General features: G+C 70.5%; 21 protein-coding genes. 14 read left to right on the top strand and 7 right to left on the bottom strand.

From position 1 onward, the window contains the following. Positions 1–67 precede the first annotated feature (67 nt). From AAW14_RS27665 to AAW14_RS27710, 10 genes are all read left to right on the top strand, one after another. On the top strand, positions 68–997 hold the full coding sequence (locus AAW14_RS27665; protein ID WP_265566677.1) for a Rossmann-like and DUF2520 domain-containing protein: 930 nt from the start codon (positions 68–70) through the stop codon (positions 995–997). Then, on the top strand, positions 994–2,013 hold the full coding sequence (gene panC, locus AAW14_RS27670; RefSeq protein WP_265566678.1) for a pantoate--beta-alanine ligase: 1,020 nt from the start codon (positions 994–996) through the stop codon (positions 2,011–2,013). Before AAW14_RS27665 ends, panC begins: the two co-directional genes overlap by 4 nt. Further along, the gene (locus tag AAW14_RS27675; protein WP_265566679.1) at positions 2,010–3,767 is read left to right on the top strand and encodes an L-aspartate oxidase; all 1,758 of its coding nucleotides are present in this window, start codon (positions 2,010–2,012) and stop codon (positions 3,765–3,767) included. Before panC ends, AAW14_RS27675 begins: the two co-directional genes overlap by 4 nt. 5 nt (positions 3,768–3,772) lie before the next feature. After that, positions 3,773–4,780 carry a carboxylating nicotinate-nucleotide diphosphorylase gene (gene nadC, locus AAW14_RS27680; RefSeq protein WP_265566680.1) on the top strand — a complete coding sequence of 336 codons (1,008 nt, stop codon included), beginning with the start codon at positions 3,773–3,775 and terminating at the stop codon, positions 4,778–4,780. A gap of 8 nt (positions 4,781–4,788) precedes the next feature. Further along, on the top strand, positions 4,789–5,586 hold the full coding sequence (locus AAW14_RS27685) for a type III pantothenate kinase (RefSeq protein WP_265566681.1): 798 nt from the start codon (positions 4,789–4,791) through the stop codon (positions 5,584–5,586). 206 nt (positions 5,587–5,792) lie between these two features. Next, positions 5,793–6,443, top strand: a complete 651-nt coding sequence (locus AAW14_RS27690) for a hypothetical protein (protein WP_265566682.1) — start codon at positions 5,793–5,795, stop codon at positions 6,441–6,443. Between the two features lie 273 nt (positions 6,444–6,716). Then, positions 6,717–6,896 (top strand): hypothetical protein, encoded by a 180-nt coding sequence (locus AAW14_RS27695; RefSeq protein WP_265566683.1) that lies wholly within the window; start codon positions 6,717–6,719, stop codon positions 6,894–6,896. Positions 6,897–7,094: 198 nt separating this feature from the next. Next, on the top strand, positions 7,095–7,619 hold the full coding sequence (locus AAW14_RS27700; RefSeq protein WP_416223385.1) for a BlaI/MecI/CopY family transcriptional regulator: 525 nt from the start codon (positions 7,095–7,097) through the stop codon (positions 7,617–7,619). A 9-nt stretch (positions 7,620–7,628) separates the two neighbouring features. After that, the gene (locus AAW14_RS27705) at positions 7,629–8,162 is read left to right on the top strand and encodes an amino-acid N-acetyltransferase (RefSeq protein WP_265566685.1); all 534 of its coding nucleotides are present in this window, start codon (positions 7,629–7,631) and stop codon (positions 8,160–8,162) included. 252 nt (positions 8,163–8,414) lie between these two features. Then, positions 8,415–8,753 (top strand): histone-like nucleoid-structuring protein Lsr2, encoded by a 339-nt coding sequence (locus AAW14_RS27710; protein WP_265566686.1) that lies wholly within the window; start codon positions 8,415–8,417, stop codon positions 8,751–8,753. On the opposite strand, the gene AAW14_RS27715 is transcribed toward AAW14_RS27710, so the two are convergent. Beyond that, positions 8,732–9,418, bottom strand: coding sequence for an SCO3374 family protein (locus AAW14_RS27715; RefSeq protein WP_265566687.1), 687 nt, complete (start codon positions 9,416–9,418; stop codon positions 8,732–8,734). The two genes, AAW14_RS27710 and AAW14_RS27715, sit on opposite strands and share 22 nt — an antisense overlap. A gap of 430 nt (positions 9,419–9,848) precedes the next feature. Between AAW14_RS27715 and AAW14_RS27720 the strand changes: the two genes are divergently transcribed. Beyond that, positions 9,849–12,374 carry an ATP-dependent Clp protease ATP-binding subunit gene (locus tag AAW14_RS27720; RefSeq protein WP_265566688.1) on the top strand — a complete coding sequence of 842 codons (2,526 nt, stop codon included), beginning with the start codon at positions 9,849–9,851 and terminating at the stop codon, positions 12,372–12,374. Positions 12,375–12,493: 119 nt separating this feature from the next. On the opposite strand, the gene AAW14_RS27725 is transcribed toward AAW14_RS27720, so the two are convergent. Further along, positions 12,494–13,102 (bottom strand): TetR/AcrR family transcriptional regulator, encoded by a 609-nt coding sequence (locus AAW14_RS27725; RefSeq protein ID WP_265566689.1) that lies wholly within the window; start codon positions 13,100–13,102, stop codon positions 12,494–12,496. A 167-nt stretch (positions 13,103–13,269) separates the two neighbouring features. On the opposite strand from AAW14_RS27725, the gene AAW14_RS27730 reads away from it, so the two are divergent. The 3 genes from AAW14_RS27730 (at position 13,270) to AAW14_RS27740 (ending at position 16,001) form a co-directional block, all read left to right on the top strand. Continuing rightward, positions 13,270–14,853, top strand: coding sequence for an MDR family MFS transporter (locus AAW14_RS27730; RefSeq protein WP_265566690.1), 1,584 nt, complete (start codon positions 13,270–13,272; stop codon positions 14,851–14,853). A 222-nt stretch (positions 14,854–15,075) separates the two neighbouring features. Beyond that, complete coding sequence (locus tag AAW14_RS27735) at positions 15,076–15,498, top strand: helix-turn-helix transcriptional regulator (RefSeq protein WP_265566718.1); 423 nt, start codon at positions 15,076–15,078, stop codon at positions 15,496–15,498. Between the two features lie 56 nt (positions 15,499–15,554). Beyond that, complete coding sequence (locus tag AAW14_RS27740) at positions 15,555–16,001, top strand: VOC family protein (RefSeq protein WP_265566691.1); 447 nt, start codon at positions 15,555–15,557, stop codon at positions 15,999–16,001. A gap of 97 nt (positions 16,002–16,098) precedes the next feature. On the opposite strand, the gene cseC is transcribed toward AAW14_RS27740, so the two are convergent. The 5 genes from cseC to AAW14_RS27765 form a co-directional block, all read right to left on the bottom strand. Next, complete coding sequence (gene cseC, locus AAW14_RS27745; protein ID WP_265566692.1) at positions 16,099–17,439, bottom strand: two-component system sensor histidine kinase CseC; 1,341 nt, start codon at positions 17,437–17,439, stop codon at positions 16,099–16,101. Between the two features lie 10 nt (positions 17,440–17,449). Next, complete coding sequence (gene cseB, locus AAW14_RS27750) at positions 17,450–18,154, bottom strand: two-component system response regulator CseB (protein WP_265566693.1); 705 nt, start codon at positions 18,152–18,154, stop codon at positions 17,450–17,452. Between the two features lie 9 nt (positions 18,155–18,163). After that, positions 18,164–18,820: a hypothetical protein gene (locus tag AAW14_RS27755; RefSeq protein WP_265566694.1), complete on the bottom strand. Its 657-nt coding sequence runs from the start codon at positions 18,818–18,820 to the stop codon at positions 18,164–18,166. Then, positions 18,808–19,347: a SigE family RNA polymerase sigma factor gene (locus tag AAW14_RS27760; RefSeq protein WP_055491967.1), complete on the bottom strand. Its 540-nt coding sequence runs from the start codon at positions 19,345–19,347 to the stop codon at positions 18,808–18,810. The genes AAW14_RS27755 and AAW14_RS27760 overlap by 13 nt, the downstream gene beginning before the upstream one ends. Before the next feature lie 411 nt (positions 19,348–19,758). Continuing rightward, entirely contained in the window at positions 19,759–20,718 is a 960-nt protein-coding gene (locus AAW14_RS27765; protein WP_265566695.1) for an A/G-specific adenine glycosylase, read from the bottom strand. Positions 20,719–21,051: the final 333 nt, after the last annotated feature.

Raw genomic sequence — 21,051 nt, forward strand, 5'->3', positions numbered from 1 at the left:
ATCGCGTTAACATGACGAGAAATCGTCCGGTACCCAGAGCGGACTGGAACGGGAAGGCCGCCGTCGAGTGAGTACATTCCAACAGCCAGATCCCAAGGACCGCCCAGCGCGGCTCGCCGTGGGCGTGGTCGGCGCCGGCCGGGTGGGGCCCGCGCTCGCCGCGTCGCTGCAGCTCGCCGGGCACCGCCCGGCGGCCGTCTCCGCGGTCTCCGACGCCTCGCGACGACGCGCGGCGCTGATGCTCCCCGATGTGCCGGTCGTCCCGCCCGCCGAGGTCCTGCAGCGCGCGGACCTGGTCCTCCTGACCGTCCCGGACGACACCCTGCCGGGTCTCGTCGAAGGCCTAGCCGACACCGGGGCCGTACGGCCGGGACAGCTGCTCGTGCACACCTCCGGGCGGTACGGCGCCAAGGTGCTCGACCCCGCGCTGCGCGCCGGAGCGCTGCCGCTGGCTCTGCACCCCGCGATGACCTTCACCGGCACTCCGGTGGACGTCCAGCGCCTGGCCGGATGCTCCTTCGGGGTCACCGCGCCCGAGGAACTGCGGATGGCCGCCGAGGCCCTGGTGATCGAGATGGGCGGGGAGCCCGAGTGGATCGCCGAGGAGATGCGCCCGCTGTACCACGCGGCCCTCGCACTCGGCGCCAACCACCTGGTCACCCTGGTCGCCGAGGCCATGGAACTGCTGCGCGCGGCGGGCGTCGAGGCCCCGGACCGCATGCTCGGCCCGCTCCTCGGCGCCGCCCTCGACAACGCCCTGCGCTCCGGTGACGCGGCCCTGACCGGCCCCGTGGCGCGCGGCGACGCGGGCACGGTCGCCGCGCACGTCACCGAGCTGCGCAAGCACGCCCCCCAGACGGTCGCCGGCTATCTGGCGATGGCCCGGGCGACCGCCGACCGGGCCCTGGCTCACGGACTGCTCAAGCCTGAGCTGGCCGAGGACCTGCTGGGGGTACTCGCCAACGGGACCAACGGGACCGAGGGGAACGCCCGATGACCACCACCCTGCTGCGCACCGCCGACGAACTGCACGCGCGCGTGCAGCACGGCCGCCGCGCCGTCGTGATGACCATGGGCGCGCTGCACGAGGGCCACGCCACCCTGATCCGCGCCGCCCGCCACGTCGCCGGCCCCGACGGCGAGGTCGTCGTCACCGTCTTCGTGAACCCGCTCCAGTTCGGCAAGGGCGAGGACCTCGACCGCTATCCGCGCACCCTGGACGCCGACCTGAAGATCGCCGAACAGGCCGGGGCGGACGTCGTGTTCGCACCTTCCGTGGACGAGGTCTACCCCGGTGGCGAGCCCCAGGTGCGGATCTCGGCGGGCCCCATGGGCGAGCGCCTCGAAGGTGCCTGTCGCCCCGGCCACTTCGACGGCATGCTCACCGTCGTCGCCAAGCTGCTGCACCTCACCCGCCCCGACGTGGCCCTGTTCGGGCAGAAGGACGCCCAGCAGCTCGCCCTGATCCGACGGATGGTGCGCGATCTGAACTTCGGCGTGAAGATCGTCGGCGTGCCCACCGTGCGCGAGGACGACGGGCTCGCCCTCTCCAGCCGCAACCGCTACCTGTCGCCCCAGGAGCGGTACACCGCGCTCGCGCTCTCCCGGGCCCTGTTCGCGGGCCGCGACCGGCACGCCGCCCAGGAGGCGCTGCGCGCGCGTGCCCGCGAAGTGCCCTCCACACACGCGCGTGCCGAGGCCCTGAGCGCCCTGGGGGAGTCGCGCGCCGCCGCCGACGCGCACGCGATGGCGAAGGCCGCACCCGGCGGCCCCGCCGCCGTACGCGCCGCCGCCCGCCTCGTCCTCGACGAGGCCGCCCACCTGGACCCACCGCTGGTCCTGGACTACCTGGCGCTGGTCGATCCGTCGGACTTCAGCGAGATCTCCGGCGCCTTCACCGGCGAGGCGGTCCTCGCCGTCGCCGCCCGGGTCGGCACGACCCGGCTGATCGACAACATCCCGCTGTCCTTCGGAGCCCCCGAGCCCGCCGACCCTCCCGGAGCCGCCTCGTGACCAGCACCGGCATACGACTGCACGCGCCCGCACCGGGCTGGTCCCTCTCCGCGGACGTGGTGGTCGTCGGCTCCGGGGTGGCCGGCCTCACCGCTGCGCTTCGCTGCGAGGCCGCCGGCCTGACGACGGTCGTCGTCACCAAGGCCCGCCTCGACGACGGCTCCACGCGCTGGGCGCAGGGCGGCATCGCGGCGGCCCTGGGCGAGGGCGACACCCCCGACCAGCACCTTCAGGACACGCTGGTGGCCGGGGTCGGCCTGTGCGACGAGGAGGCCGTGCGCATCCTGGTCACCGAGGGTCCCGACGCCGTACGCCGGCTCATCTCCACCGGCGCGCACTTCGACACCGACGACGAGGGCGGCATCGAGCTCACCCGCGAGGGCGGCCACCACCGCCGCCGTATCGCGCACGCCGGGGGCGACGCGACGGGGGCCGAGATCTCCCGGGCGCTCGTCGACGCCGTACGCGCGCGCGGGCTGCGCACGATCGAGAACGCGCTGGTCCTGGATCTGCTCACGGATGCCGAGGGCCGCACCGCGGGCGTGACCCTGCACGTCATGGGCGAGGGCCAGCACGACGGTGTGGGCGCCGTGCACGCCCCCGCCGTGGTCCTGGCGACCGGCGGCATGGGCCAGGTCTTCTCCGCGACCACCAATCCGTCGGTGTCCACCGGTGACGGCGTGGCGCTCGCCCTGCGCGCCGGCGCCGAGATCAGCGACCTGGAGTTCGTGCAGTTCCACCCGACCGTGCTGTTCCTCGGCCCGGACGCGGAGGGCCAGCAGCCGCTGGTCTCCGAGGCGGTACGCGGCGAGGGTGCCCATCTCGTGGACGCGGACGGGGTGCGTTTCATGGTCGGGCAGCACGAGCTGGCCGAACTGGCGCCCCGGGACATCGTCGCCAAGGGCATCCTGCGCCGTATGCAGGAGCAGGACGCCGAGCACATGTTCCTCGACGCCCGCCACTTCGGCGCGGACATGTGGGAGCACCGCTTCCCGACGATCCTGGCCGCCTGCCGCGCCCACGGCATCGATCCGGTCACCGAGCCCATCCCGGTAGCCCCGGCCGCCCACTACGCCTCAGGCGGCGTCCGCACCGACTCCCACGGCCGGACGACCGTGCCGGGCCTCTACGCGTGCGGCGAGGTCGCCTGCACGGGCGTCCACGGCGCCAACCGGCTCGCCTCCAACTCCCTCCTGGAGGGTCTGGTCTACGCCGAGCGCATCGCCGCCGACATCGCGCGGGAGCGGACGGGCGACGACCTCCACGCGCGCGTGCCCGAACCCGTCCCGTATCCCGACAAGCCCGCGCACCCGCTGCTCGCCCCGGAGGACCGGTTCGCGATCCAGCGGATCATGACGGACGGCGCCGGGGTGCTGAGGTCCGCGGCGTCGTTGCAGGGTGCCGCCGACCGTCTCCAGCGGCTGCACAGTGACGCGCGCGACGCCCTGGACGAGAACGGCAAGACCTCCGAGCCCGGCGTCGACACCTGGGAGGCCACCAACCTCCTGTGCGTGGCCCGGGTCCTGGTGGCCGCCGCCCTCCTGCGTCAGGAGACCCGCGGCTGCCACTGGCGCGAGGACCACGCCGGGCGGGACGACACCGCCTGGCGCCGCCACATCGTCGTACGGCTGAACCCGGACCGGACGCTGGCCCTGCGAGCCACCGACACCTCAGACTTCCCCCCGACCTTCTCCCAGGCTCCCGGTTCCGGCCGGGCCGGGGAGACCGCCATCGCCCGTCCTCAGGAGCAGTGACAGAAGTGACCACCCCCGACCTTCCCCTCGTCCCGAACGGCGGCTGCGGCGACGGCTGTGCCTGCGGCGCCGACGGCACCGGCGACGAGTACGGTGCATACGGCGAATACGGCGACCACATCGAGTGCGGGCTCGATCCCGCGCTCGCCCAGCTCCTGGCAGACGCAGGACTCGACCCGGTCGAGGTCGAGGACATCGCCAACGTCGCCATCCAGGAGGACCTGGACCACGGTCCTGACGTGACGACGGTCGCGACGATCCCCGAGGACGCGGTCGCGACGGGCGACTTCACCGCGCGCGAGCCGGGCGTGGTGGCGGGCCTCAGGGTCGCCGAGGCGGTCATCTCGGTGGTCTGCACGGACGAGTTCGAAGTCGAGCGCCATGTGGACGACGGCGACCGGGTGGAGGCCGGGCAGAAGCTCCTGACCGTGACCACCCGAACCCGTGACCTGCTCACCGCCGAGCGCAGCGCGCTGAACATCCTGTGCCGTCTGTCGGGCATCGCGACGGCCACGCGCGCGTGGGCGGACGTCCTGGAGGGCACCAAGGCGCGCGTGCGGGACACCCGCAAGACGACGCCGGGCCTGCGTGCCCTGGAGAAGTTCGCGGTCCGCTGCGGCGGCGGTGTGAACCACCGCATGTCCCTGTCGGACGCGGCGCTGGTGAAGGACAACCACGTCGTGGCGGCCGGTGGCGTGAGGGAGGCCTTCGAGGCGGTCCGCGGGATGTTCCCGGACGTGGCGATCGAGGTCGAGGTCGACACCCTGCACCAGCTGCGCGAGGTCGTGGACGCGGGCGCGGACCTGATCCTCCTGGACAACTTCACGCCGGGCGAGTGCGAGGAGGCGGTGGCGATCGCTGCGGGCCGGGCCCTGCTGGAGGCATCGGGCCGGCTGACCCTGGAGAACGCGAAGGCGTACGCGGACACGGGCGTCGACTTCCTGGCGGTCGGCGCGCTGACGCACTCCTCGCCGATCCTGGACATCGGCCTGGACCTGCGAGCGGCGGAGTAGGTAGGACCATGCTGCTGACCATCGACGTAGGCAACACGCATACCGTCCTGGGCCTGTTCGACGGCGAGGACATCGTCGAACACTGGCGCATCTCCACGGAAGCCCGCCGCACGGCGGACGAGCTGGCGGTGCTCCTCCAGGGCCTGATGGGCATGCACCCGCTCCTCGGGGAGGAACTGGGCGACGGGATCGACGGCATCGCGATCTGCTCGACGGTGCCCTCCGTCCTGCACGAACTGCGCGAGGTCACCCGCCGCTACTACGGCGACGTCCCCGCGGTCCTCGTGGAGCCCGGCATCAAGACGGGTGTCCCGATCCTGATGGACAACCCCAAGGAGGTCGGCGCCGACCGCATCATCAACGCGGTGGCGGCGGTCGAGCTCTATGGCGGTCCCGCGATCGTGGTGGACTTCGGCACCGCGACGACGTTCGACGCGGTCTCGGCGCGCGGAGAGTACGCGGGAGGTGTCATCGCCCCCGGCATCGAGATCTCGGTGGAGGCCCTCGGTGTCCGCGGCGCCCAGCTCCGCAAGATCGAACTGGCCCGTCCGCGCGCGGTGATCGGCAAGAACACGGTCGAGGCGATGCAGGCGGGCATCGTGTACGGCTTCGCCGGGCAGGTCGACGGCGTGGTCAACCGCATGGCCCGCGAGCTGGCCGACGACCCGGACGACGTCACGGTCATCGCGACGGGCGGCCTGGCCCCGATGGTCCTGGGCGAGGCCACGGTGATCGACGAACACGAACCGTGGCTGACCCTGATCGGCCTGCGCCTGGTCTACGAACGGAACGTGTCACGCACGTGAGAAGGGCCCGCGCCCCCGAGGGGCGCGGGGCCGTGACACGCAGGGCTCCACCGCGCGGGCGCGACCAGCCACGAGAGCCCCGCGGTCGCCCACACGCACCACACACCACGGCGAAGAGGCTCACGCCGCCCCCACCTGAGGGAACCCGGAAGCGACACGACATGCCCGTTATGCCTATTTTGTCCGATTAGCGGTAGCGTCACCGCATGCCCACGCCATATGGATCCCACGGCGGCCTGGCGTTCGGCGCGGAGGAGCTGCGCGTGCTCCGCCGCGCCCTCGCCCTCGCCCTTCACCCCCGCACCGCTTCCGCCGAGGACGTCCAGGACTGCCTCCGCCTCGCCGAGTCCCTGGACGAGGCGGTGCGCGAGGGCGCCCGTCTGAGGGCCTTCCTGCTGGCCGACCTCATCCGCTACCGCGCCGCCCTCCCCGGCGCCGCCACCGGCTACCTCACCCTCCTGGCGGAAGCCCTCCGCGCCGGCTACCGTCCGGTCCCGGACGACCTCGCCGCGCTGCGCGCCCTGCGCGGCACTTCCACTGCCGTCGCCCTCCTCGACCACTGCCGCGCCCTCGCCGAACGCGACGTACGCGCCTGCCTCACCCCCCGCAAGGCTGCGATCCCCTCCTCGCGGGCTCGTCTCACCGCGCTCCCGGGCGGTCTCGCGGCCTCGGAGGAGCCGGCCGAGAAGCCGTCCCGCAAGCCCGACAAGCCGGCCGAGAGGCCGGAGAAGCCCGCTCCTCGTCCCGAGCCGGGAACCCCCCGCCCGTCGCGTCCCATCCCCACCCCCGGCGAGGTCTTCCCGCCGAAGCGCAAGCCCGGCCCGCCGCACGCGCAGCGGCAACTCGCCGTCGGCTAGGCGGTGTCCGGCAATTCCCGCCGGGCGCGCGACGCCCGGCACGGTTCCTCGCCGCGTTGTCGGACCACCCGAGTACGCCCAGTACGCGGGAGGTCCTCCGCCTTGCGATGTTCCCCCAGCCGCCGCCGGGAGGTGTCCCCTGCACCGGAGGCCGCGCGCTGATCCGGCGCGAATTGTCGGACACCGCCTGCGTGAGGTGCGCCGTACCTGCGCGAATCCGGTAACGCCCACCCGACCGGGATCCATCGGACAGGCCCTGGATACCCTGGACGCATGGACTACGTCTCCGCGCTCGTGCCCCCGGTCGTCATGGCCGTCTTCTTCATCGGGCTCATCAGGGTGATCGTGAAGACCCAGGGTGGCGCCAACAAGGCCAAGGAGGACGCGGCGGTCGACGCGGCCCTGGCCCGTGCCGAGGGCGCCCATCAGGCCGTCCGTGACGCCGAGGCCTGATCCGGAGCAGGCCCGCGCCGCCCCGGCGCTCCCGGCGCCCTCCCGCGCCACCCGGCGTACGACTCGTTCGCTTTTCGAGTCGTACGCCCTTTTTGTTGTCGTTCGCCGTGTAAGTGCCCGTCCGCCGGGCCATTGGCGACTTCTCCCACTATTGTGCTGAGAGTGCCTCGCCCATTGGGAGAACTCGAAGACGCGGTCATGACGCGGGTGTGGAAGTGGAACCGCCCGGTGACCGTTCGAGAAGTCCTGGAAGACCTTCAGCAGGAACGGTCCATCGCGTACACCACGGTGATGACCGTTTTGGACAATCTCCATCAGAAGGGCTGGGTCCGCCGAGAGGCGGAAGGCCGGGCCTATCGATATGAGGCGGTCTCCACCCGTGCCGCCTACGCGGCTGCGCTGATGAACGACGCCTGGTCGCAGAGCGACAACCCGGCCGCCGCACTTGTCGCCTTCTTCGGCATGATGAGCGACGAACAGCGGCAGGCACTGCAGGACGCCGTACGCATCGTGCAGGGCCCGGCGAGTGTCCAGGAGCCCGGAAGTGCCGAAACGGTGGCCGCCGAGGATGCCGCGCCCCCCGAATCCCCCGAATCCGCCACCCCCCCCGATCGCCCGGGCGGGAGCGGCGGCGAGAAGGCCGAGGGGAACCCGGGGGAGAAGCGCGCGGAGATGCGTGCGGAGAAGAACCCCGCCTCGGCCGAGGGCGGTACCGGGCGATAGCGTCCGCTCATGCCAGCAGAGAGCCCCGAAGTCACCGCAAAAGCCATCACCGTCCGACGGGCCAGGACGAGCGATGTCCCGGCGGTGCGCAGCCTGCTCGACGCCTACGTCCGGCGCGGCATCCTGCTCGACAAAGCGACGGTCACGCTTTACGAGGACATCCAGGAGTTCTGGGTGGCGGAACGCGACGACAACGGCCAGGTCGTGGGCTGCGGCGCTCTGCACGTGATGTGGGAAGACCTGGCGGAAGTCCGTACTCTCGCGGTGATGTCCGGGGCCAGGGGTCTCGGTGTCGGGCACCAGTTGCTGGAGAAGTTGCTGCAGACCGCACGCTGGCTCGGCGTTCGCCGAGTTTTCTGTCTGACCTTCGAAGTGGAGTTCTTCGGGAAGCACGGCTTCGTGGAGATCGGTGAGACGCCGGTCGACACCGATGTCTACGCCGAGCTGTTGCGTTCCTATGACGAGGGCGTGGCAGAGTTCCTGGGTCTCGAACGAGTGAAACCGAACACCTTGGGCAACAGCCGGATGCTTCTGCATCTGTGATCGTCGGGGATCGCCCGGGACTATTCGGCTGCGCTTCACGGCCGGACGTGGTTGCCCAGGTTCCCTATGTCCGAAACGCGCATGTTTCCGGTCTCCCGGCCGCTCGTCGGGCTCTGTCGGGGGGTTTGTGTTTTTCAGGCAAAAGCGGTTTGCTTTCCGACGTACTGCAGTACTGCATATAACAGGGGACGCGAAACAAGCGGCACAGTCCGCGGACCCTCGGCCCTGAAGTTATCGATGAAAGGAAATCCGGTGGCACAGAAGGTTCAGGTCCTTCTTGTCGACGACCTCGACGGCGGCGAGGCGGACGAGACTGTCACGTTCGCGCTGGACGGCAAGACGTACGAGATCGATCTCACGACCGGCAACGCGGACAAGCTCCGTGGCCTTCTCGAGCCCTATGTGAAGGGCGGCCGTCGTACCGGGGGCCGTGCCTCGGGCGGACGTGGCAAGGCTCGCGCCGCCGTTTCCGGTGGCAGCCAGGACACCGCGCAGATCCGCGCCTGGGCGAAGGAGAACGGTTACGAGGTCAACGACCGTGGCCGTGTTCCTGCGTCCATCCGCGAGGCCTACGAGAAGGCCAACGCCTGAGCGCACGCGCGCAGCAGCCGGAGCCGGTGGCACTCCGTGGCCACCGTGTCGACCAGCCGTACCAGGTCGGGGGCGCCTCCGACGCCCCCGACGGCCGACACTGTCGGCAGCAGAAGTTCGACCTCGCACCCCGGCTCGGGGGGCCGCAGCCACACGGCGGCCCCCTGTGAATCGTCTCCGCCCGGGGGAAGCGGCCGGGGTCCCGGGGTGCCCGCCGGTCCCGGGGGCACGGGGGACGTGGCCCACCCGGGCGGCAGCGGCGCCTCGATGTGCCCGCCCGCCCCGGTCGCCGTGAGGTCGAGGTCCAGGGAGCCCCACTCCAGCCAGTCGAGCAGTCCTGGCAGCTCCTCCGAGCTGCCCGCGGCCACCAGCAGCCGCATCCGCTCCCCGCACAGCGCGACAGGGGACGCGGGACCCAGATGCCGCAGCGCGGGCAGACCCGCCTCCGCGGGGACGTCCAGGACGTCGAAGCGCAGGCCTGTGACCAGCCGCACCGGCTCTCCGGGCGCGGTCGCCCAGCCCAGCTCCTTTTCGTACCACTGACGCGCCCGCCCGACCAGGGGCAGTGGTCGCTCGAGCGGCCGCCGGGGCGTAGGGACCGCGCCGGGCGCCGGCGGCGCGCAGCGCCTCGACGAGGGGCGGCGGTCTGGCGACGGGCGGGCCATGCCAGGAGCAACAGGGGAAGTCGGCCTCAGGTTACGCTGGGTTGCGAGACGACTGCGCACAGTGCCGGAAAAGGGGGCGTACGGGGGTGTTCGGCCGCGCAAGGATGTTCGCCCGTAGCGGAGGGAACCGGTGCGCTCGGCATGGACTGTCCGTGCGGACGGGTAAGACATCCCTAGTGGGAGGGGGCGTCGCGAAGGACGGGCGGTCTCACGTTCGCCATGGGCGTACTGGAGAGAGGGGTAACTGCCTGGCCTGCGGGAACATCGTCTCGCACCATCGGGTTGGAGCAGATGTCGGCGTTCGGGGTCAGGAGGCCAAGGACGGTGTCGGCAGTTGGAATGAGCGGTCCCCGCTTGCGGGACTAAGCTGCGGAAGGACAGCAAGGGGAGCGTCCCCTTACTGCCTGACCGCTCTGAGGAGCGATTAACGATGTTCGAGAGGTTCACCGACCGCGCGCGGCGGGTTGTCGTCCTGGCTCAGGAAGAAGCCCGGATGCTCAACCACAACTACATCGGCACCGAGCACATCCTCCTGGGCCTGATCCACGAGGGTGAGGGTGTCGCCGCTAAGGCCCTGGAGAGCCTCGGGATTTCGCTCGAGGCGGTCCGCCAGCAGGTGGAGGAGATCATCGGCCAGGGCCAGCAGGCGCCCTCGGGCCACATCCCCTTCACCCCCCGTGCCAAGAAGGTCCTGGAGCTGTCGCTCCGCGAGGCTCTTCAGCTGGGCCACAACTACATCGGCACGGAGCACATCCTGCTCGGCCTGATCCGTGAGGGCGAGGGCGTCGCCGCCCAGGTCCTGGTCAAGCTGGGCGCAGACCTCAACCGTGTCCGCCAGCAGGTCATCCAGCTGCTGTCGGGCTACCAGGGCAAGGAGACCGCCACCGCGGGCGGCCCGGCCGAGGGCACGCCCTCGACCTCTCTCGTCCTGGACCAGTTCGGCCGGAACCTCACCCAGGCCGCCCGTGAGTCCAAGCTCGACCCGGTCATCGGGCGCGAGAAGGAGATCGAGCGGGTCATGCAGGTGCTGTCCCGCCGGACCAAGAACAACCCGGTGCTCATCGGCGAGCCCGGCGTCGGCAAGACGGCGGTCGTCGAGGGCCTGGCGCAGGCCATCGTCAAGGGCGAGGTGCCCGAGACCCTCAAGGACAAGCACCTCTACACCCTCGACCTGGGCGCGCTGGTCGCCGGCTCCCGCTACCGCGGTGACTTCGAGGAGCGCCTGAAGAAGGTGCTCAAGGAGATCCGCACCCGCGGCGACATCATCCTGTTCATCGACGAGCTGCACACGCTGGTCGGTGCGGGTGCCGCCGAGGGCGCCATCGACGCGGCTTCCATCCTGAAGCCGATGCTGGCCCGCGGTGAGCTGCAGACGATCGGTGCGACCACGCTCGACGAGTACCGCAAGCACCTGGAGAAGGACGCGGCCCTGGAGCGCCGCTTCCAGCCCATCCAGGTTGCGGAGCCGTCGCTGCCGCACACCATCGAGATCCTCAAGGGGCTGCGCGACCGGTACGAGGCGCACCACCGCGTCTCCATCACGGACGAGGCCCTGGTCCAGGCCGCCACCCTGGCCGACCGCTACATCTCGGACCGCTTCCTGCCGGACAAGGCGATCGACCTGATCGACGAGGCCGGTTCCCGCATGCGCATCCGCCGGATGACCGCGCCGCCGGACCTCCGCGAGTTCGACGAGAAGATCGCGGCCGTCCGCCGGGACAAGGAGTCGGCGATCGACTCCCAGGACTTCGAGAAGGCGGCTTCTCTCCGCGACAAGGAGAAGCAGCTGCTCTCCGCGAAGGCCAAGCGGGAGAAGGAGTGGAAGGCCGGCGACATGGACGTCGTCGCCGAGGTCGACGGCGAGCTGATCGCCGAGGTCCTGGCCACCGCCACGGGCATCCCGGTGTTCAAGCTCACCGAGGAGGAGTCCAGCCGGCTGCTCCGTATGGAGGACGAGCTCCACAAGCGGGTCATCGGCCAGGTGGACGCCGTCAAGGCGCTCTCCAAGGCGATCCGTCGTACGCGTGCGGGTCTGAAGGACCCGAAGCGCCCGGGTGGTTCGTTCATCTTCGCGGGCCCGTCCGGTGTCGGTAAGACCGAGCTGTCCAAGGCGCTCGCCGAGTTCCTGTTCGGCGACGAGGACGCGCTGATCTCCCTCGACATGTCGGAGTTCAGCGAGAAGCACACGGTGTCGCGTCTCTTCGGTTCCCCGCCCGGATACGTGGGCTACGAGGAGGGCGGCCAGCTGACGGAGAAGGTGCGCCGCAAGCCGTTCTCGGTGGTCCTCTTCGACGAGGTCGAGAAGGCTCACCCGGACATCTTCAACTCGCTGCTGCAGATCCTGGAGGACGGTCGTCTGACCGACTCCCAGGGCCGGGTCGTGGACTTCAAGAACACGGTCATCATCATGACGACCAACCTCGGCACCCGGGACATCTCCAAGGGCTTCAACCTGGGCTTCGCCGCCGCCGGCGACACGAAGACCAACTACGAGCGCATGAAGAACAAGGTGTCGGACGAGCTGAAGCAGCACTTCCGGCCCGAGTTCCTCAACCGCGTCGACGACGTGGTCGTCTTCCCGCAGCTGACCCAGCGGGACATCCTGGCGATCGTCGACCTGATGATCAGCAAGGTGGACGAGCGGCTCAAGGACCGGGACATGGGCATCGAACTCGCCCAGTCCGCGAAGGAGCTGCTGGCGAAGAAGGGCTACGACCCCGTGCTGGGCGCCCGGCCGCTGCGCCGCACGATCCAGCGCGAGATCGAGGACACGCTCTCCGAGAAGATCCTCTTCGGGGAGCTGCGTCCGGGCCACATCGTGGTCGTCGACACGGAGGGCGAGGGCGACTCCAAGACCTTCACCTTCCGCGGTGAGGAGAAGTCGGCACTGCCGGACGTCCCGCCGATCGAGCAGGCGGCCGGTGGCGCGGGCCCGAACCTGAGCAAGGAGGCGTGAGCGCAGGACGCTCGGCCTGAACGAAAGGGGCTGCTCCGGGACCCAGGTCCCGGAGCAGCCCCTTTTCGTGCGGTCGGAGCCGGCAGGGCCGCCAGTTCCGATCCGAGGACGGGGCGTTCCTACGACGCCCGGGTCGTCCGGGTGCCCGCATGTGCCTGTGTGACCAGGTCGATGGCTACTTCCAGGACCGCCTTGCGCTTGTCCTCGGGATCGCCGTCGACCTCGTGGAGCAAGAACATCCCCGCGTGCATCGTGAACAGCGCGCTGACGCAGCGGACCTGGTCGGTCAGGGACGCGTCCGGGTCCCTGATGATTTCGCGCATCTGCAGCATGCGGTCCTTGAACTGGTTGCCGATGCTCAGCTCGCGGATCGTCGCCTGGTTCTCCTGCATGAAGCGGAACAGCGGGGCCGCGCCGGCCAGCGCCTCGCTGTAGCGGCGCAGCACCTCCTGCTTGGTCTCCAGGTGGTGCGGTTGCGCCCTGCCCCACTCGATCAGCTCGTCCATGGGGCGGGTCAGGTCCTCGAAGATGCTGACGAGGATCTCTTCCTTGGTCTTGAAGTGGTAGTAGAGCGCGGCCTTGGTGACGTCCAGGCGCTCGGCGATCTCACGCAGCGAGGTCTTCTCGTAGCCCTGCTCCGCGAAGAGTTCGAGCGCCACGTCCTGGATGCGCTGGCGGGTGTCCCCGCGCCGCTGACGCTTGGTGCCGTCCATGGTGGTGCCGCCCATCCTCGTACTCCTCGGACTCCTGGAGACCTGCTTACCGCGCGACAGGCAGGCCCACCAAACTTACTTGACGCCCGGCTAGTTACGGGGCTACCTTCCCTCAGTGTAGTCAGCTAGCCGGTCGGCAAGTAAGTAGCCGGGCGGCCCGCAGTACCTAGGGGAGTGGCAGCATGGCGGACAACGCGGCACCAGCCGGGAGCGGGAAACAGCCACGGAGCGTGCGGGTCGTCCTGCTCGCCCTGATGATCACGATGATGCTCGCGATGCTCGACAACATGATCGTGGGCACGGCGATGCCGACGATCGTGGGCGAGCTCGGCGGGCTCCAGCACCTGTCGTGGGTCGTGACCGGGTACACGCTCGCGACCGCCGCCTCCACCCCGCTGTGGGGCAAGATCGGCGACATGTACGGGCGCAAGGGCGCCTTCATGAGCTCGATCGTGATCTTCCTGGCCGGATCGGCGCTCAGCGGTATGGCGCAGAACATGGGCCAGCTCATCGGCTTCCGTGCCGTTCAGGGTCTGGGCGCCGGCGGCCTCATGGTGGGCGTCATGGCCATCATCGGCGATCTGATACCGCCGCGGGAGCGCGGCAAGTACCAGGGCATGATGGCGGGCGTCATGGCGCTCGCGATGATCGGCGGACCGCTGGTCGGCGGCACCATCACCGACCACTGGGGCTGGCGCTGGGCGTTCTACATCAACCTGCCGCTCGGTGTCGTCGCCCTCGCCGCCATCAGTGTCGTACTGCACCTGCCGAAGAAGCGCTCCCAGGCCCGTATCGACTACCTCGGCGCCGCGCTGCTGACCGTCGGCATCACCTCGATCGTGCTGGTCACCACCTGGGGCGGGACCGAGTACGCCTGGACCTCCGCGCGGATCATGGAGCTGACCGGGATCGGCGTCGCCGCTCTCGTCGGGTTCGGGTTCTGGCAGACCAGGGCCGCGGAGCCGGTCGTGCCGCTGCACATCTTCCGCAGCCGCAACTTCTCGCTGATGTCGGCGATCGGGTTCATCACCGGGTTCGTGATGTTCGGTGCGACGTTGTTCCTGCCGCTGTACCAGCAGGCGGTGCAGGGCGCGTCCGCGACGAACTCCGGGCTGCTGCTCCTGCCGATGCTCGGTGCGATGCTCGTCGTGTCGATGATCGCGGGCCGGGTCACCACCAACAGCGGGCGCTACAAGATCTTCCCGCTGGTCGGCAGTGTGCTGATGATCGTGGGCCTGTACCTGCTCTCACAGATGGACACGGGAACGAGCCGGTTCACCTCAGGTGTGTACATGGCCATTCTGGGCGCCGGAATGGGCTGCCTCATGCAGATCACCATGCTGGTGGCGCAGAACAGCGTCGAGATGAGGGACATGGGTGTCGCATCGTCGACCACCACCCTGGCCAGGACGCTCGGTTCCTCCTTCGGTGTCGCGATCATGGGCGCGCTGTTCAACAACCGGGTGCAGGACGTGATGGCACACCGGGCGGGCCCGCACGGTTCGAAGATCACCGAGCAGTCCGCCCAGCTTGACGCGAAGAGCCTGCAGAAGCTGCCCGCGGCGGCCCGTGAGGCCTACCAGTACGCGGTGTCGGCGGGTACGCACTCCGCGTTCCTGCTCGGCGCGGTGGTGGCCGTGGCGGCGCTGGCGGCTGCGGTGTTCGTGAAGGAGGTTCCGCTGCGGGGAGCGGGGCCGGACAAGCAGGCCGGGGGCGCGGCTGGGGACGCCGCGGATGCGCAGCCGGCGGTTGCAGAGGCCGTCTGACTCGCTCGCCTCTCGGCCCGAAGGCCCCCGGAGTTGTCCGCCCCGGGGGCCTTCGCCCTTGCGTGGGGGCGGGGATACGGCCCGCGCGGCCATGCGCAGGGATGACACGGCCGGACGGCCGGACGGCCGGAGTGGCGGTCAGTGCCCGGGCCGGAGTCCAGAGCGGGGCCACCCCCGGTCTCGATGTCAGTGCCTCGTGCCACCATCGACGCCGTGGACAAGATGCGGCAGCTCCGGATCGCCAAGGACGCGATGGACCGGGACTGGGCCGACCCGGCGCTCGACCTCGATGCCGTGGCCGCGCACGCAGGGTACTCGCGCTATCACTTCATACGGGCCTTCAAGGCGGCGTACGGGGAGACGCCGGGCCAGTATCTGACGCACCGGCGGATCGAGCGGGCCGAGGATCTCCTGCGCACCGCGAACCTCACCGTGACCGAGATCTGCCATCTCGTGGGGTTCAGCAGCGTGGGCACGTTCTCGGCGCGCTTCAAGTCCTGGACCGGGCTGACCCCCAGTGAGTACCGGGCCAAGCACGTGGGCCGCGGGGCCGCCCTCATCCCCGGGTGCTACGCGATGCTCTGGGCCGGTGGATTCCGCCCGGGGACCGGCACGCGGGAGAGCAATTCCGGAGAAGCGCGCTGACGTCCCCGCTGTTTACCGTGGCAGCGCAAGCAACCCACCGCACTCGGGAGAACGCCATGATCAAGGGACTTGCCATCACGACCGTCTGGGTCCTCGACCAGGACCGAGCCAAGGAGTTCTACACACAGAAGCTGGGCCTCGAGGTCCGTACCGACATGACCATGGGGGACGGCGGTATGCGCTGGCTCACCGTCGGCGCCCCCGACCAGCCCGACGTCGAGCTCACGCTCATGGTGCCGGGGCCGCCCGCGATGGACCCCGAGTCCGCCGAGATGATGAAGAAGCTCGTGGCCAAGGGCGCCCTCGGCGCCGGCGTACTGGCCACCGACGACATCCACGGGGACTACAAGAAACTCAAGGAGCGCGGCGTGGAGTTCCTCCAGGAGCCGCAGGAGCGCCCCTACGGCACCGAGGCGCTCTTCCGGGACGACTCCGGCAACTGGTTCTCCTTCACCCAGCGCCGGGAGGGCGGCCTGGACTTCGACAAGGACTGGGCCTGCTAGATCACCGGGAACCGCCCGCCGCCGACCAGGAGGTCAGGCCCGCAGGCCGGCTCCCGGACAGGGGGCAGCAGGCCGGCTCCCGGACAGAGGCAGCAGGTCAGCTCCCGGACAGGGGCAGCATCGGGAAGCTTCCCGTGTTCGTCGGCGCGTGCTCCGGAAGCCACAGCACGGCGACCGCTCCCTCGGCCGGGATGTGCTCCGGCACCCCGGCAGCCCGTACGTTGCGGAACGTGAGGCGCGCGCCCATCACGCGTGCCTGGCCCGCCGCGATCGTCAGGCCCAGCCCGTGACCGGCGCCCGAGCGGTCCGAGCGGCCCGTGCGGAAGCGCTGCGGACCGTCCGCGAGCAGCTCCTCCGGGAAGCCGGGGCCGTGGTCCCTTACACGGATCACCCGGCCCTCGACCGACACCTCGATCGGCGGCTTGCCGTGCCGCGCCGCGTTCGCCAGCAGGTTGAACAGCACGCGCTCCAGGCGGCGCGGGTCCGTGGTGACCTCCGACTCGTGGATCACCCGGACCTTGACGTCCGCGTCCTTCGCGGCCACCCGCCGGGTGACGAACTCGCCGAGCATGATGTCCTGCAGTTCGGCACGCTCGGAGGCGCCGTCCAGGCGGGCCACCTCCAGGACGTCCTCCACCAGCGTGCGCATGGCCTTCGCGCGGTCGAGGACCAGTTCGGTGGGGCGGCCGGGCGGGAGGAGCTCCGCCGCCGTGAGCAGGCCCGTGACCGGCGTGCGCAGCTCGTGCGCGATGTCCGCCGTCACCCGGCGCTCCGCCTCCAGGCGCTGCTGGAGTGTGTCCGCCATCGCGTCCACCGCGCGCGCCAGGTCGTCCGTCTCGTCGCGCACCACGCCGCCGATGGCGTCCCGTACGCGGACGTCGGTCTCGCCCTTGGCGACCCGGTTCGCGGCGGCCGCCGCCTTGCGCAGACGCCGTGACAGCTGCCCGCCGATCAGTACGCCGAGCGCCGAACCGCCGAGGACCACCGCGACCGAACCGATGATCAGCGCCTGGTCGAGGTCCGCCATCACACTGGCGCTGCGGTCCGTGAAGCGGGTGTGCAGCGACAGGACCCGGCCGTCCTTGAGCGGCATGGCGGCCCAGATGTCCGGCACGCCGTGCGCACCTTCGGACACAAAGGTGGCGCGTCGGCCCTGCACGACCTTCTCCAGCAGGTCCCGCGGAATGGCTGGGTCGTCGACCTTGACGCCGAAGGTCTGGGTGCGCCCGGACTCGTACATCCGCTGGGCCACCTGGATGCGCTCATCGGCGAGGTCACGCGAGTTGTCCAGCATCGACACGCGGGCCGCGTTGTGCACGACCAGGCTCAGTGCAATCGCGACCAGCGCGCCGACCAGGGCGATCGCCGCGCTGAGCTTCCATCTGAGACCCGTCCGTATGGCGTCATCCGGGACCAGGCGTCCGAGAATCCCCCGCATACTCCTGCTCTCAGGCCTTCAACTTGTAACCGAAGCCGCGGACCGTCTCGATCCGGTCCTGGCCGATCTTCGTGCGCAGTCGCTGCACGTGGACGTCGACGACACGGGTGTCACCGCCCCACCCATAATCCCATACGCGCTCCAGCAGCTTGTCCCGGGAAAGTACCGTGCCCGGAGCCGACGAGAACTCCAGCAGCAGTCGCATCTCGGTCGGCGTGAGCCCCACCGGCTGCCCGGACCGGCGTACCTCCATGCCCTCGGTGTCGACCTCCAGCTCGCCGAAGGTGAGCACCCCGGCGTCCACCGACGAGTCGTTGCCGGACGTCCGGTCGGTGCCGCTCGCGTGCCCGAAGCGTCGCAGCACCGCGCGGATGCGCGCGACCAGCACCGCACCGTCGAACGGCTTGGTCACATAGTCGTCGGCGCCCGCCTCCAGGCCGAGCACCACGTCGATCGAGTCGGCACGCGCGGACAGCATGATCACGGGCACGGTCGACTCGTCGCGGATGCGGCGGCACAGGCTGACGCCGTCCAGACCGGGGACCATCACGTCCAGCAGGGCGATGTCGGGGCGACGCGAGCGGAACGCCTCCAGGCCCGACAGTCCGTCGGGCATGGCGGTGACCGCGAAGCCGTCCCGCTCCAGCGCGAGCTGGGTGGCCTCGCGGATGACGTCGTCGTCCTCGACGAACAGGACGTGGGTCTGCTCTGCCATCCGCTGCTCTCAGTTCCCGGTCGGGGCGGCCGTGCCGCTGTTGCCCACGGCGTTGCTGTACTCGTTGTGCGTGCGGGCCTGCTCGGTGAAGTGACTCGTCGACCAGCGGTAGCTGATCACTTCCTCGCTGGAGGGATACGACACCGGGTCGCCCTTCTCGTACATCTGCTGGGTCACCACCAGGTCACCGCGGTCTATCTCCGCGTAGACCGGAGGGTCCTCGGCCTTGAAGACATTCTGGTACCTGTGGTTCTTCAGCTGGTACACGTACGAGCCCACACCGACGGCGTCGCCGCACGTCATCACGTTGACCACGATGTCGTTCACGGTGCCGCCGGTCAGGTCGCCGTAGGACACGTCGACCGGGTACTCGTCGGCGACGCAGGGCTTCAGATCCTCCTTGACCGCGTTCGCGACCTGGGGATCGTCCTTGACCAGCTTCACCACGTCGAGCCGCGTGGGCTCCTTGGTGGTCGGTGAGGCGGAGGGCTTGGCGGTGCCCGCGACGACCGACTGGCTGCCCGCCGGGCCCTCGTCCCGCGCGCCCGTGCCGCCGGTGGCGCAGGCGGAGACGAGAAGCCCGAGGGCGGCGATCGCGGCCACAGCCGCCACCGCCGCCTTGAGGGCTCCGCTGGGCCGTATGGCCCCCGTGCCTAGGCCGCGCAACGCTCCCGCTCCTCACGCTCCAGCGCGCGTGCGTCCAGGTCGCGGGCCTCCAGCTCCTCCCGGAGCCGGGCGAGCGCCCGGTGCAGCGTGCTCTTGACCGTTCCGGCCGACATGCCGAGGGCGGCGGCCGTCTCCTCCGTGGACATCTGCTCCCAGTGTCGCAGCACGACGACACTGCGCTGCTTCGGAGCGAGGACCTTCAGGACGTCCATCAGCAGGGCACGGTCGGCGTGCTGCTCGGTGGAGTCGTCTACCGACGCGTCCGGGAGCTGCTCGGTGGGTACCTCCTCCAGCCTACGGGCCCGCCACCACTCAGTACGAGTGTTGATCATGACGCGGCGCAGATAGGCGTCCGCCAGGCGCTTGTCGGCGATGCCCTCCCAGCGGCCGTACGTGCGCACCAGCGCGGTCTGCAGCAGGTCCTGGGCGTCGGTCGGGTCGGGGACCAGACGCCGGGCGCTGCGCAGCAGCGCGTCCTGCCGGGTGCGTACATACTCTTCGAATTCGAGCACCTCGCCGTGCGCCATTCCAACCGCCTCCGTTCCCCGTTCCGACCTGTCCGCCGGCTGCGTCCCACAGCCGAGTGCCGGTTTCTCCAAAGCCTGTGTCAGCTTGTGTGCCGCATCCGCTGCGGCACGCATATGAAGTTACGGACGGGTTGTCACGGCGTTGTCCGAGGCAGCCTGCGGAGAGGCCTCGGCTATCCGTCGGTTGTGTAACGGAGGCAGGAACGGGGTAAAGGGGAGCGGAAGTTGGGGCGAGTATGGGGTATTTCGTCCGTAATGTGGGCCGAGAAGGCTGTGATGTGGCGAGGCGAGCGCTGTGACGTTCCGAGCCGTGGGCTGTGAAACGGCTGGGCGTGAGGCGGCCGCGCACCGCCCGGGCGCGGTGCGCGGCGCACGCCCGGGCGGAACACAGTCACCCGCAGTCACCCGCAGTCAGGTGAGCGGGAGGCGGTACAGGCCGCCCGGAAGGGGCTCCACCAGACCGTCGGAGACCAGGCCGTCCAGGGCTCGGGCGCGCTGCACCGGTTCCTCCCACACCCGGTCGAGGACCGACTGCGGGACCGGATTCACGGCCTCCCGAAGAACTGCCAGAAGCCGGCCGCGGACCTGACGGTCCGTTCCCGCGTACGTCTGACCGCGACGAGGCGGGCCGTCGTGCTCCGGCTTCCCGGCCAGCTGCCAGGCGCAGTGCGCGGCGATCGGGCAGCGGTGGCACGTCTCGTTCTTCGCGGTGCAGATCAGCGCGCCGAGTTCCATGGAGGCGGCGGCCCAGCGCGACGCCGTGCCCTCGTCCTCGGGCAGCAGTTCGCGGGCGAGCCTGCGCTCGGCGGCGGTGGTGGCGTTGGGCGGGAACTGCACGCCGGTGACCGCGCGCGCGAGGACACGGCGCACATTGGTGTCCAGGACCGGGTGACGCTGGCCGTACGCGAAGGACGCCACGGCCGCCGCGGTGTACTCGCCGATGCCGGGCAGCGCGAGGAGCTGGGCGTGGGCGGTGGGTACGTCGCCGCCGTGCCGTTCCGTTATGGCCACGGCGGCGCCGTGCAGCCGGAGGGCGCGGCGCGGGTAACCGAGGCGGCCCCAGGCGCGGACGGACTCGCCGGGAGGCTCCTTGGCGAGATCGGCGGGGCGCGGCCAGCGGGCGAGCCACTGCTCGTAGACGGGCAGGACGCGGCCGACCGGCGTCTGCTGCAGCATGAACTCACTGACCATCACGCCCCACGGTCCGGCTTCCGGGCGCCGCCAGGGGAGATCGCGGGCGTGCTCGTCGAACCAGGCGATGACCGGGCCGTGCAAGGCCCTGCCGGGGGGTTGGCCGCTGGGGGTGAGTCCGGCGGTGTCGTCGGTCTGGGTGGGAACGGGGGCGGGAGTGGGGGTGGTGGGTGCAGTCATGACGACTTCGATCCTGCCACGGGAGGGGTGGTGGGGTGGGGGATCGGCTCGGCGTGGGGGTGGTTGTGTCGGTGGGGTGCGTTTGACTTCGGTGCGGGGTGGCGCGGGTGTGTGGGCGGGGGTGTGCTCTGTCCGTGGCCGGCGGAGGGGGCGCGGTTGCCGGTGCGGTCTGTCCATATGGGCGGTCGCGGTGGTGGGTGCCGTCTGTCCATATGGGCTCGCGGTGGTGGGTGCGGTCCTTTCATACGGGCGCTCGCGGTGGTGGGTGCGCTCTGTCTATGACGGGGCGCCCGTGGTGGTGGGGTGCGCTCTGTCCTCGGCGGTGCCTCCTCC

The organism is Streptomyces hygroscopicus, from assembly GCF_026168105.1.
In the GTDB taxonomy this organism is placed as follows: domain Bacteria; phylum Actinomycetota; class Actinomycetes; order Streptomycetales; family Streptomycetaceae; genus Streptomyces; species Streptomyces hygroscopicus_D.